Origin of the sequence: Streptomyces sp. NPDC127084, from assembly GCF_042724175.1 — a bacterium.
Lineage (GTDB): Bacteria > Actinomycetota > Actinomycetes > Streptomycetales > Streptomycetaceae > Streptomyces.
Genome location: NZ_JBHXFA010000188.1, coordinates 1 through 11,632 on the forward strand (window position 1 = coordinate 1; position 11,632 = coordinate 11,632).

The following is an 11,632-nucleotide window of genomic DNA, read 5'->3' on the forward strand; positions in this document are numbered from 1 at the left end:
GTGCACCTCTTGGCGCACGCCGGGCAGCCTACCTGGTCACCGTTTGTCCGGCTCCGAGCGGCCCCGTGGCTCCGTGGCTCCGGCTGGCGGTGCCTCCGGCCGGGCACACAGGCGGCGGACGCCACCACCCCGCGGTCCGGCGCGGGGACGACGCGGCCGGCGCTGCGGCTCTCGGTCGCGGGGTGGATCAGCTTTGGGGGCGCAGCGTCCACAGGACGGTCATCTCGCCCGTGACGGCACCGTCCTCACGGGTGATCGCGATCTCGACGGGGAACTCGGGCCGCTTGCCCGCGTCCAGTTCGGCGATGACCTCGGCGGCCGGGCGGCCCAGCGTGGCGGTCGCCGTGACGACACCCATGGCCAGCTTCTTGTAGTGGATTTCCGCGCTGACGGCGAGCGGCACGGCACGGTTGAGAAGCTCGCCGAAGGCGGCGATCACGACGGCGCCGCTCGCGGACTCCGCGAGGGTGAACATCGCTCCGGCGTGCGGCCCGCCCACGTGGTTGTGGTAGGCGGCCTGGTCCGGCATCCGGACGACGGCGCGCTCGGCGGAGCTCTCCAGGAACTCCAGGTTGAGGGTCGCGGCCATGGGAACCGTAGCCAGGAGAATCTCACCGGCGGACATCTGCTCGTTGCTCATGGAGACGGATGTTACCGACCAGTAGACAACTTGGCCATCCCTCTCAGGGCACACACGGGGCGGGATGAACACGCTAAGGCGGAATCACGGCGATCCAGCGGATTCCGGTCGCGGAACGCCTCGTGGGGGCTTGCGCCATTTACGCGGCAGGGACGGCCGCAGGGGGCGATGGTCCCCGAGTGGCACCTCTCGCACCCGCCTCCCGGCGCCGTACGTCCCCCCGCCCACGCCGACCGGAACCACGGCGTCGGTGGCGCCGGCCGAGCCCATGGTCACGGCGCTGGTGCCGGTGCTCGATGTACGGCACACCAGGCGTACGAGCCAAATCGCCGGACACCAGGTCGAAACCCGCGCCGCCGGCGCCCCTGGTCCCACCGGTGGCGTCGGCGCCCGCCGCTCCTTCAGCCGATACCGAAGGCTCCGTCGGGCGGCTCGGGTGAGGCGACGGCGTCCTCGTCGCGCACCGGCTGGGCGTCCCCGATGAACCGACGCAGCGCCGGCCCGTGCTGGACCCGGGCGGGGAAGGCGTCGGACGCTGCGCGGCGGGCGAGCGCGGCGAGGTCGAGCGGGCGGTGCGAGGCGAGCAGAACGGCGTTGCCGAACCTACGGCCACGCAGCACCGCAGGCTCGGCGATGAGCGCCAGTTCGTCGAATTCCAGGGCGAAGTTCGCCAGTTGGGCGCGGAGGAAGGCGAAGGGCGCGCCGTCGGCGAGATTGGCGGCGTAGAGGCCGGCTGGGCGCAGTACGCGCCGCGCGGCGCTCGCGTATTCGCGTGAGGTGAGGTGGGCGGGTACCCGTGAGCCGCCGAACACATCGGCGATCAGGACATCCGCACTGCCGGCCGGTGCCCGCTCCAGAAACCGGCGGCCGTCGGCGGCGTGCGCCGTGATGCCCGCGTTCCCGGGCAGCGGCAGGTGTTCGGCCACGAGCGCGAGCAGTCCCCGGTCCGCCTCGACCACGACCTGGCGGGACCCAGGCCTGGTGGCAGCGAGATAGCGGGGCAGGGTCATCGCCCCACCGCCGAGGTGCAGCACATCGAGCGGCGCGCCCTCTTCCGCCGCGCTGTCCACGGCATGGGCAAGACGCCGGGCGTACTCGAACTCGATGTGCGTCGGGTCGTCCAGGTCGACGTAGGACTGGGGCGCCCCGTCCACGGTAAGCAGCCAGGCCCGTTCGCGGTCGACATCGGGCATGAGCTTGGCGATGCCTTGGTCCACGGGTCGGATGACGGGGAGAGCCTCATTCACCCGCTCATTGTGCGCCCTGACTACTGCGTTCGGGCGACCGCGCCGGGCTCAGGGCCTGGTGCGCGACCGCGTGCTGCCGGGCGGCTCGGCACTGGAGGGACCGGCGCTGGGCGGCTTGGCGCCGCCGGAGGTCTCGGCTCCGGAGAGTCCGTCGTGCGTGGTCTTCGCGCAGGACGGCCAGATCGCCCCTACCGCGTCCACATGCGCCTTGGCCTGCGCAAGCCCGGCGCGTGCTGCCGGTGCGCGGCGGGCAGGGTCGAGGACGTTGCGGCCGAACGCCCTGCGGGCGGCGCGGTCCGGGGTGATGAGGCTGACCCGGGCGCCCGAGGCGGCAAGCCGGGCGGCCAGGGTGCGGGCGGACAGCACCGGGCCACCGCCGACCCCGATAGGGGCGACGATCACGACGGTTCCGTATCCGAGCGCCAGATCGGCGTTGGTGGAGGAACGGACTCCGCCGTCGATGAATCGCCGTCCACCGATGGTGACAGGTGGCCACACGCCCGGCACCGCGCAGCTCGCGCCGACCGCGTCGATCAGCTCCACTCCGCTCTCGCGATCGAACGCGCGGAACTCACCGCTGACGGCGTCTACCGCGGTGACGACCAGACGCCGGGCACGCGGCCACTCATGAGTGAGGAGCCGTTCGTGGAACACCGCTCGGCGCACCTCTTCCGGTTCGGTACGGGCGGAGAGCGCGAGCCGCCCCATCCGGGCGCCGTAGGCCTCGGGGTCACGCGACCACAGCACACCCCAGAGGTAGCGGGCCAGGACGGCGGCCCCCATGCCCGCGGGCACCTCTCCGTCGGGGTCGGCGAGCTGGCGGGCGTACAACTCGGGCAGGGTGAGCCGTTCGGAGCCGAGTTGGGCGCCGACGACCGAGCCCGCGGATGTGCCGACGATCAGATCCGCGTCGGTCGGATCGACACCCTCCCGGGCGAGTCCGCTGAGAATGCCGATCTCCCAGCCGATACCGGCGAGTCCGCCGCCGCCCAGTACGAGAGCCGTGCGGTGCTCGTTCGATGCCTGCTCGGGTCCGGGCACCTGCTGCGCTGCCGGTGCCTGCTCCGCTGCGTCGTCCCTGTCCGCCACCATGGCAGCAGTGTGGCGCCTGGCGGCCGGGTCCGCCCCCCGCGTGTGGCGGGTGGCGGACCCTTCGTGTGTCTGACCGGTCAGAGCAACGCGGTCACCGTCCCCGCGCCGACCGTGCGCCCCCCTTCACGGATCGCGAAGCCGAGGCCGGGCTCCAGCGGCATGTCACGTCCGAGCTCCACGGTCATCGCGACCGTGTCACCGGGGCGTGCGACCGCGGCCTCACCGAGGTCGACGTCCCCGACGACATCCGCCGTACGGATGTAGAACTGCGGCCGGTACCCGGTGCCGACCGGGGTCCTGCGCCCGCCCTCGCGAGTGGACAGCACATACACCCGCGCCGTGAAGCGGCGGCAGGGGACGACGCTTCCGGGCTCAGCGACGACATGCCCGCGGCGCACGGCGTCGCGCGGCACCCCGCGCAGCAGCAGGGCGACATTGTCACCCGCCTCCGCCGACTCCATGGTCTTGCCGAAGGTCTCCAGGCCGGTGACCACGGTGCTGACCTCCGCTCCGAGCACCTGCACCTGGTCGCCGACCCGTACGGTGCCGCGCTCGATGGCTCCCGTGACAACCGTTCCCCGGCCGGTGATGGTGAGGACGTTCTCCACCGGCAGCAGGAACGGCGCGTCCGTGTAACGCTCCGGCATGGGCACATAGGTGTCGACCGCGTCCAGCAGCGCCTCGATGGCCGCCGTCCAGCGCGGGTCCCCCTCCAGGGCCCGCAACCCGGAGACCCTGACGACCGGCACCGAGTCGCCGCCGTACCCGTGTGCGGTGAGCAGCTCGCGGACCTCGAGCTCGACCAGCTCGGCGAGCTCGGGGTCTGCGGCGTCCGCCTTGTTGAGGGCGACCACGATGTGGTCGACCCCGACCTGACGGGCGAGCAGGACGTGCTCGGCGGTCTGCGGCATGATCCCGTCGAGCGCGGAGACCACCAGGATGGCTCCGTCGAGTTGCGCGGCGCCGGTGACCATGTTCTTGACGTAGTCGGCGTGTCCGGGCATGTCGACGTGGGCGTAGTGCCGGGTGTCGGTCTCGTACTCGACATGCGCGATGTTGATGGTGATGCCGCGGGCGGCCTCCTCCGGGGCGCGGTCGATCCGGTCGAAGGGAACGTACGCCGTGGCGCCGACGGTTCCGGCGGTGCTGGTTCCGTCGCCGCCGCGCTCGCTGAGCACTTTGGTGATGGCCGCGGTGAGAGTGGTCTTGCCGTGGTCGACGTGGCCCATGGTGCCGATGTTGAGGTGTGGCTTGGTGCGCACGAATGCCGTCTTGGGCATGGCTGTCGCGGTTCCTTCCCGGAACTCTTCGCGTGGTGCTCCGCGTGGACTGCCTGCGGAGGGGGACCCCTTGGACGGACCGACCCTCCCCCTGCGGGGTCCGCCGGACGATCCGGAGAGGGTCAGCTTCGTGGGGCCGGCAACCGGGCGGCGGGGGCTGGCGGGGGGGATTGCGCGCCCCCCGCCCCCCGGGCCGCGGGGGGGGGGGGCGCGCCCCCCCCCCCCCCCCCCCCCCCGCCGGCCCCCCGGGGGGGCCCCCCCGGGGGGGGGGGGGCTCCCGCGGGGCGATACGCCCCCCCCCGCGCCCCGGCCCCCGGGGGGGGGGGGGCCATCGACCGCGACAGCGGCCAGGAAGGCGGCAGCCTTCGGCGCGCCCGCGACTGCGGACGGCGCTGGGGTGAAGGCGTACCGGAACATGCCTCCATGATCGGTGGACGACGGGTCCACGTCGACTGGTTTTCGGGCAGGGCGCGTTGCCTCGACCGCCTCCGGGAGCCCTTCCGGTCGCCGGCTCCCCCTCAGCGAGCGGCACGGTTCGTGCGCTGCTGCGGCGGCGAGGCCCGGGAGTGGCGCTCGCGAGGGGGAATCGTCCGATCGCATGCCGAGTTGACGAGTCGGTATCCGTCACCGCACTCGACGGTCGCGACGGGGACGGTGAGGAGTCCGGCGGCCTTACCAGGCACGGCACTCGTTGACGGGTCAGACACCGCGGTCCTGTTCGTGGCTCCGTTCGCAGCCTCGGCGCGGTGAGTCGTAACAGGACACCCGGACCTCCGGCACGGTCCGGCGTCAGATGTTCTTGAGCGCTTCCCGCACGGAGAGCGGAGCGAGCCGGTCCCGGGCACCGTCCACGAAGTCGCGTACCGCGTCCGGGTCGGTCTTGGCGTACTCGCGCAGACTCCAGCCGATCGCCTTGCGGATGAAGAAGTCGGTGTGGTCCGACTGGCGCAGGCAGTAGCGGAAGAGGCGCTCGGTGTCCGTAGCCCCCTTGTAGCGCAGTTGGTGCAGCAGTGCGGTGCGGGCGATCCAGAGGTTGTCGTCCTCGATCCACTCGTCCATCACGGACACGAGTGCGGGGTCGGCGGCGGCAAGGGGGCCGACGACATGTGCCGCGAGGGTGTCGACGGTGTCCCACCACGGGACAGTCACCAGGAGATGCCGCACGACAGGCAGGAAGTGCGATGAGCACCGCCCGACCCAGCGGCGCAGGTAGTCCACGGCGAAGTAGTGGTACTCGCGCTCGGGCAGTTCCCAGCAGCGCAGCGCGACCGCGGTGCAGTCGGCCTCGTCAGGGCGTGCCGTGCCCTTCAGTACGGAACGGGACAGCGCGCGCCGCTCCGGAGTGCGCAGCCCGAGGAACGGGGCGACATGCTTCATGTACGCGGCGGCCTCGGCTGCCCGCACGGGATCGGCCGCGGCTCCGTAGACGTTGGTGAGCCGGTCCAGCACGGTGTCCGCGAGGGGGCTGTCGGGTGTGGCCGGGTGCGTCATGCGGCACAGATTACGGCGATCGGACGGATTCGTCGGATAGTCTCCCCGGATGCTCGACCCCGTATCCGGACCGCATGACGGCCTCGCTCTGCGCTGTGGCCGGGCACTTCTGTCGCCTTGGGCGCGTCTGGCGCTCCTGGCTCTGCTGCTGCTGTCCGCGGTCTGTGCCGTGCTGGTCTACGAGCCGCAGCGGCTGCTGGCCACTGGCTGGCCGCCGCAGCTCAGCGGCGGCGCGGCGGTGGTCCTCTTCGGTTTCTGCTACGGACTGTGCACGGCCGCCCTGGTGCCGCGTCCACTGCTGAATCTGGCCTCGGGGGCGCTTTTCGGCGCCCCGGCAGGGCTGGCGGCGGCGATAGCGGGCACGGTCATCGGGGCCGGTATCTCGTTCACCCTGGGGCGGCTGCTCGGGCAGGGGGCCCTGCGCCCGATGGTGCGCGGGCGCTGGCTGACGGCCGCGGACGGCCAGCTCAGCCGCCACGGGTTCCGCACCGTACTGGCACTGCGGTTGTTTCCTGGCTTTCCCTTCGCCGCCGTCAACTACTGCGCCGCCGTCTCCCGGACGGCTTACGTCCCCTTCCTGCTCGCCACGGCCCTCGGCACGCTGCCGAACACCGCCGCGTATGTGATCGCGGGCAGCACCGCGGCCTCTCCCGACTCGCCGGTCTTCCTCGCGGCCTCGGGCTTCATCGTGGTGTCGGCGCTGGCCGGGGCGGCCGTGGCGTGGCGCAAGCGCCACCGGCTCGGCAAGTCCTGAAGGCCGGGGCGGAGGTCTGCTCCGCCCCGGGCCGGACCGGGTCTACAGGGCTTCGAGGATCGTCGCGTTGGCGAGCCCGCCGGCCTCGCACATGGTCTGGAGGCCGTAGCGGGCTCCTCGGGCGCGCATCGCGTGGACCAGGGTCGTCATCAGGCGGGTACCGCTGGCGCCGAGCGGGTGACCGATCGCGAGGGCCCCGCCGTTGACGTTGAGCTTCGCGGGGTCGGCCCCGGTCTCCTGGAGCCAGGCGAGTACAACGCTCGCGAACGCCTCGTTCACCTCGAAGAGGTCGATGTCATCGAGGCGCAGCCCGGCCCGCTTCAGGACCTTCTCGGTGGCCGGGAGCACTCCGGTGAGCATCAGCAGCGGATCGGAGCCCGTGACGGCGAAGCTGTGCAGCCGCGCGAGCGGACGCAGGCCGAGGCGCTCGGCCAGCTCGGCTGAGGTGATGAGCACGGCGGACGCCCCGTCGTTGACCGGGCTGCTGTTGCCGGCAGTGACGGACCACTCGATCTGCGGGAAGCGCTCGGCGAAGGCGGGGTTCTCGAACGAGGGCCGCAGCCCGGCGAGCACTTCGGGCGTCGTGCCGGGTCGTACGCTCTCGTCCATGGTCAACCCGCCGATCGGGGCCACCTCGGCGTCGAAGAGGCCGTCTGCCCAGGCCTGGGCTGCGCGCTGATGCGATGACACGGCGTATGCGTCCATCGCCTCGCGTCCAATCGACCACTTGGCCGCGATCAGTTCCGCGCTGATCCCCTGCGGCACCAGCCCTTCGGCGTAGCGCTCGGACACTCCGGGGCCGAAGGGGTCGGCGCCCGGGGGCACGTTGGACCACATCGGCACGCGGCTCATGGACTCGACCCCGCAGGCCACGACGGCGTCGTACGCACCTGCCATCACACCCTGCGCGGCGAAGTGGACGGCCTGCTGGGACGATCCGCACTGGCGGTCCACCGTGGTGGCGGGGACCGACTCGGGGAGACCGGCACCGAGCCAGGCGTACCGAGTGGTGTTCATCGCCTGCTCGCCCACCTGGTCGACGGTGCCGCCGATCACGTCGTCGATCAGTCCCGGGTCGATTCCGCCGCGCTCCACGAGCGTACGAAGGGCGTGGGAGAGCAGTTCCACCGGATGGATCCCGGCGAGCGCGCCGTTCGGCTTGCCTTTGCCGACCGGGGTCCTGACTGCTTCGACGATGACGGCATCACGCATGGGGGCCTCCTCGCTCTGGGTACGGCGCTACGGGATGGCTGCGGACCCCTTCGGTTTGGAATCCGAACCCTCTCGCTACCCAACAGTAGACCCGTGAGTTGGAATTTCCAACCCATCCCTTCCTAAGCTGTCCCCATGACGACCCCGCGCCCCTGCTCCATCGCCGCCACCCTCGCCGTCGTGGGTGAGAAGTACGCGCTGCTCGTGCTGCGCGAGGTCTTCCTCGGCGTTCGCCGCTTCGACCGGATCGCCCGCAACACAGGAGCGCCCCGCGACGTCCTGACCGCGCGGCTGCGCCGGCTCGTGGAGGCAGGGGTGCTGGAGAAGGTCCCGTACAGCGAGCGGCCCCGGCGCTATGAATACGTGCCCACGGACGCCGGGCTCGAGCTCCAGTCCGTTCTGCTCACCCTGATGGCCTGGGGCGACAGACATCTCTCGGAGCACCCGCCGACCGTGCTCGTACACGAGTGCGGCGAGGAGCTCAGGCCCGCAGTGGTGTGCGCCGGCTGCGGCGGTGCGGCAACGCCGGACAGCCTGAGCGCACAGGTCGAAGCACCGGGCTGGACGGTCTCAGGGCCGGTCGGCGACAACGCCTGACGAAGCGCCCGACCGGCGCCCGGGCGGCGACCCGAGCAGGCCTCGGGCAGACGGCGGCGACCGCCCCTCGCGCCCGATTTCTCCCTGTGCCGCGGATCACCCGGCGGGAGCCCGCCCGTTCGGCCGAATCCGCTGGGCGCTACGCTGCCACGCGAGGACGCATGATCGCGGCCCGCACCACCCCGTACGTTCCGCCCCTGACAGCACTTGGACGGCTTAGCTTTCATGTCGTGGTTCGAATCATTCATCCTCGGGCTCGTCCAGGGGCTGACGGAGTTCCTGCCCATCTCCTCCAGCGCGCACCTTCGCCTGACGGCGGCGTTCGCCGGGTGGCATGACCCTGGTGCGGCCTTCACCGCGATCACGCAGATCGGCACCGAGACGGCCGTGCTGATCTACTTCCGCAAGGACATCGCACGAATCGTGTCCGCGTGGTTCCGCTCGCTGACGGACAAGGCCATGCGCAGTGACCACGACGCGCAGATGGGCTGGCTTGTCATCATCGGCTCGATCCCGATCGGGGTACTCGGCATCACCCTCAAGGACCAGATCGAGGGCCCGTTCCGTGACCTCCGCCTGATCGCGACCACACTGATCGTCATGGGCATCGTGCTCGGTATCGCCGACCGTCTCGCCGCCCGGGACGAGGAGGGCGGCAAGCACCGCGCCCCCCGGCACCGCAAGACCCTCCAGGAACTGTCCGTCAAGGACGGTCTGATCTACGGCCTCTGCCAGGCGATGGCCCTGATCCCCGGAGTCTCCCGCTCCGGGGCGACCATCAGCGGAGGTCTGCTGATGGGCTACACGCGTGAGGCCGCGGCGCGCTACTCGTTCCTGCTCGCCATCCCCGCTGTACTGGCGTCCGGCCTCTTCGAGCTGAAGGACGCGGGCGAGGGCCATGTCTCCTGGGGGCCGACGATCTTCGCGACGATCGTCGCCTTCGCGGTGGGCTACGCCGTGATCGCGTGGTTCATGAAGTTCATCACCACCAAGAGCTTCATGCCGTTCGTGATCTACCGGATCATCCTCGGGATCCTGCTGTTCGTGCTGGTGGGAGCAGGTGTCCTGAGCCCCCACGCCGGTGAGTCCGGCGGCTGACAGCCTCCACAAAGGGCTGCGTTCAGCTAGAAGGAGGCACGCGGCGAGTGGATTTTTCCAGAGCTTTTTAGAGCTCGATCGAGCCAGATCCCCATGATCATCTCCCAGTCGTCTCCCACTCCCCCACGCGAGCAATGGAGCCAGGGCGGGGCGGTCTACGGCTGAGGTGAATGCGGAAATCCGGCGCCTGTGGCCGGCCGGTGCGAACGTGCCGCTGGACCGGGAGCGCTTCCACCGGCTCCTCGCCGAGTGAGCCGCGGCGAACAGGCGGAGCCGGCCAGCGGGGAGCAGGAGTTCGCGGCATAGACTCGCAGCGTGGCGATAGAACTGAGTGACGAGCTCATCCAGCTACAGCGCGAGGCTGTTGCCGCGCAGGAGCAGGCGATCGCTGGTGGGCACTCCGCAGAGGCCTGGCGGCCTTGGCTCGACGCCGCAGAGAAGGTGCAGGCCGCTATCACCGCGTGGGCCGAGCAGACCGGCCAGAACCGCGACGAGGTAGACCAAGAACTGAAGCGGCGCGTCCTCCACCCGGAGTAGTGCCGTTCCGTCCTGGGCAAGCCCAGCAAGCCAGTCAGTCTCGGAGGCGGGCGCGAGGGGCCACAGGGCGAGGATGTCATCGGGCATCCGGCCAGGCTACGGACCCGGGTTTGACCAGCACCGGCGACCCGGAACCTTCCCGGCCACAGCACTAGACGCCTGAGGCGGTGGAGGCGCTGTTCTTGTCACCGACGACGCGGGCGAAGAGGCCCTTGAGGAGGGAGCCGACGGCGGCTATGCCTGCGGCGCCGACGGTCTCCCAGAATGAGGCGCTGAACATGTCGCCGGGGCCGGCCGCGAGGGCGACGCCGCATGCGGCGATGAGGAATGTCCAGACGACTCGTACGGCGAGGTCCTTGCCGTAGGTTGCGGCGGTCTTGGTGATGTGGGTGACGCCGTTCGTGTCGGTGTGTCTCTCTCTGCTGGTCAGTCGGCGAGACGCGCGGCGAGCTTGTCGGCGACGAGCTCGGCGATCTTCTCGGCGAGGGTCGGGGATGCGGCGACCTTGTCGGCGATCGCGGCGATCTGGGCGTCAGTGAGCTGTGGGAACTGCAGTTGGGCGACCTTCGACGCGAGGGCCTTCACGTCAGCGCTGGTGCCGCGCAGGTAGGCGTAGGTGTCGAGGGGCTCGTCGGTGCCCTTGTAGGTCCACGGCGCGACACGCCGCTGGTCGTGGATCGCGCGGAGCATGCGGGACTCATCGGGGGTCATGTCTGCCTCCTCGGGGGGCGGAGTGCTGGTGGCGCGGGCGACGATCCCTGGGAACACGACCTCCCGGAACTGCTTGACGCGGGCGTCTCCAGGGCAGGCTGTGCCTCCGGACGACCAGGCGGCATGCAGTCGGTGGTAGCCGTAGCCGGGATCGCTGTCTGTGCGGCAGACGCGAAGGGGGATGTCATGCCGCTGGTGCAGCCATACCCCCAGCCTGATCAGCACTTCGACCTGGGCGGCGGTCCACGGGTCGGTGTGCTGCAGGTTGCTCGCGGTCTCGATCGACACGGCACCGGTGCCGTCCGGCCGCAAGTTGGCGCCGTAGTTGGCGTCGGCGCGGGTCTCGGTGCCGATGTACTGGCCGAGGTCGCCCTCGTAGCCCAGCCCGAAATGGGACTCAAGATTGGTGGACTGCCAGTATTCGTAGATCCGTTGGGCTGTCCACGGCGCCGCGACGCTGTGCAGGATGAACTGTGTTGGACGGATGGCGGGCTGTTGGTCGCTCTCTGGCTGGAGCTCCAACTTCTGCGCGAATGGGCACCAAGCCATCAGGGTGCCTCCTTCCGGCTCGGAACGTTCTCTGGGGGCATCGACAGGGACGAAGCCACCTGTGCCGTCGAGGGCCGCGACCGCCCCGTGCGTGTGCGCTCTCGAGGGCGGTGCGCCGTAGTAGGTTCCGGGACAGCCCCGAACTCCTGCGTGCGGCAACCGCCTCCGTGGAGAATCACCGCGCGCCGAAGGCCGGCAGCCTGCTGCCGGTCCAAGACCACGGTGAACCGACCACGGCCACTCCGAACAGGCCAGCAGCAGGCTGCCCAGCAGCGACCCTCACCATGTCAGGAACTGGGCACGTTCATTCGTACGTGGCTGAGCACGTACACGGCCCTGGCAAGATTTTCGTGAAGCGGGGGTGTGCCACCGTGCGCCGGTGACGCTCCGTCACGGGTAGCGGCGTCGAAGGTGGGCCATGAGG

Annotated in this window: 12 protein-coding genes; 4 read left to right on the top strand and 8 right to left on the bottom strand. The window is 70.8% G+C overall.

Going from position 1 to position 11,632, the window contains the following annotated elements:
- Positions 1-187: 187 nt before the first annotated feature.
- The 5 genes from ACFWI9_RS29735 to ACFWI9_RS29755 form a co-directional block, all read right to left on the bottom strand.
- Positions 188-625 (bottom strand): DUF4442 domain-containing protein, encoded by a 438-nt coding sequence (locus ACFWI9_RS29735; protein WP_387166994.1) that lies wholly within the window; start codon positions 623-625, stop codon positions 188-190.
- A 416-nt stretch (positions 626-1,041) separates the two neighbouring features.
- Complete coding sequence (locus tag ACFWI9_RS29740; protein ID WP_387166967.1) at positions 1,042-1,887, bottom strand: spermidine synthase; 846 nt, start codon at positions 1,885-1,887, stop codon at positions 1,042-1,044.
- A gap of 48 nt (positions 1,888-1,935) precedes the next feature.
- Positions 1,936-2,976, bottom strand: a complete 1,041-nt coding sequence (locus ACFWI9_RS29745; protein ID WP_387166997.1) for a patatin-like phospholipase family protein — start codon at positions 2,974-2,976, stop codon at positions 1,936-1,938.
- Between the two features lie 80 nt (positions 2,977-3,056).
- A complete protein-coding gene (tuf, locus tag ACFWI9_RS29750; protein ID WP_387166969.1) occupies positions 3,057-4,259 on the bottom strand; it encodes an elongation factor Tu in 1,203 nt (400 codons plus the stop codon).
- A 789-nt stretch (positions 4,260-5,048) separates the two neighbouring features.
- Positions 5,049-5,750, bottom strand: coding sequence for a DNA alkylation repair protein (locus ACFWI9_RS29755; protein ID WP_387166972.1), 702 nt, complete (start codon positions 5,748-5,750; stop codon positions 5,049-5,051).
- Positions 5,751-5,799: 49 nt separating this feature from the next.
- Here ACFWI9_RS29755 and ACFWI9_RS29760 point away from each other — a divergent pair, with 49 nt between their 5' ends.
- Positions 5,800-6,504: a TVP38/TMEM64 family protein gene (locus tag ACFWI9_RS29760; protein WP_387166975.1), complete on the top strand. Its 705-nt coding sequence runs from the start codon at positions 5,800-5,802 to the stop codon at positions 6,502-6,504.
- 42 nt (positions 6,505-6,546) lie between these two features.
- On the opposite strand, the gene ACFWI9_RS29765 is transcribed toward ACFWI9_RS29760, so the two are convergent.
- The gene (locus ACFWI9_RS29765) at positions 6,547-7,716 is read right to left on the bottom strand and encodes a thiolase family protein (protein ID WP_387166978.1); all 1,170 of its coding nucleotides are present in this window, start codon (positions 7,714-7,716) and stop codon (positions 6,547-6,549) included.
- Between the two features lie 135 nt (positions 7,717-7,851).
- Here ACFWI9_RS29765 and ACFWI9_RS29770 point away from each other — a divergent pair, with 135 nt between their 5' ends.
- From ACFWI9_RS29770 to ACFWI9_RS29780, 3 genes are all read left to right on the top strand, one after another.
- Positions 7,852-8,313, top strand: a complete 462-nt coding sequence (locus tag ACFWI9_RS29770) for a winged helix-turn-helix transcriptional regulator (RefSeq protein WP_387166981.1) — start codon at positions 7,852-7,854, stop codon at positions 8,311-8,313.
- Positions 8,314-8,538: 225 nt separating this feature from the next.
- On the top strand, positions 8,539-9,411 hold the full coding sequence (locus ACFWI9_RS29775) for an undecaprenyl-diphosphate phosphatase (protein WP_387166984.1): 873 nt from the start codon (positions 8,539-8,541) through the stop codon (positions 9,409-9,411).
- A 315-nt stretch (positions 9,412-9,726) separates the two neighbouring features.
- Positions 9,727-9,948, top strand: a complete 222-nt coding sequence (locus ACFWI9_RS29780; RefSeq protein ID WP_387166986.1) for a hypothetical protein — start codon at positions 9,727-9,729, stop codon at positions 9,946-9,948.
- A 151-nt stretch (positions 9,949-10,099) separates the two neighbouring features.
- On the opposite strand, the gene ACFWI9_RS29785 is transcribed toward ACFWI9_RS29780, so the two are convergent.
- Complete coding sequence (locus tag ACFWI9_RS29785; RefSeq protein WP_387166989.1) at positions 10,100-10,228, bottom strand: hypothetical protein; 129 nt, start codon at positions 10,226-10,228, stop codon at positions 10,100-10,102.
- 146 nt (positions 10,229-10,374) lie between these two features.
- The gene (locus ACFWI9_RS29790) at positions 10,375-11,208 is read right to left on the bottom strand and encodes an N-acetylmuramoyl-L-alanine amidase (RefSeq protein ID WP_387166991.1); all 834 of its coding nucleotides are present in this window, start codon (positions 11,206-11,208) and stop codon (positions 10,375-10,377) included.
- Positions 11,209-11,632: the final 424 nt, after the last annotated feature.

Excerpts from the sequence above, each read along its gene's own strand:
- tuf (WP_387166969.1), bottom strand. The coding sequence starts at position 4,259 with ATGCCCAAGACGGCATTCGTGCGCACCAAGCCACACCTCAACATCGGC.
- ACFWI9_RS29755 (WP_387166972.1), bottom strand. The coding sequence starts at position 5,750 with ATGACGCACCCGGCCACACCCGACAGCCCCCTCGCGGACACCGTGCTG.
- ACFWI9_RS29765 (WP_387166978.1), bottom strand. The coding sequence starts at position 7,716 with ATGCGTGATGCCGTCATCGTCGAAGCAGTCAGGACCCCGGTCGGCAAA.
- ACFWI9_RS29775 (WP_387166984.1), top strand. The coding sequence starts at position 8,539 with ATGTCGTGGTTCGAATCATTCATCCTCGGGCTCGTCCAGGGGCTGACG.
- ACFWI9_RS29785 (WP_387166989.1), bottom strand. The coding sequence starts at position 10,228 with ATGTTCAGCGCCTCATTCTGGGAGACCGTCGGCGCCGCAGGCATAGCC.
- ACFWI9_RS29790 (WP_387166991.1), bottom strand. The coding sequence starts at position 11,208 with ATGGCTTGGTGCCCATTCGCGCAGAAGTTGGAGCTCCAGCCAGAGAGC.
- ACFWI9_RS29760 (WP_387166975.1), top strand. The coding sequence starts at position 5,800 with ATGCTCGACCCCGTATCCGGACCGCATGACGGCCTCGCTCTGCGCTGT.
- ACFWI9_RS29770 (WP_387166981.1), top strand. The coding sequence starts at position 7,852 with ATGACGACCCCGCGCCCCTGCTCCATCGCCGCCACCCTCGCCGTCGTG.
- ACFWI9_RS29735 (WP_387166994.1), bottom strand. The coding sequence starts at position 625 with ATGTCCGCCGGTGAGATTCTCCTGGCTACGGTTCCCATGGCCGCGACC.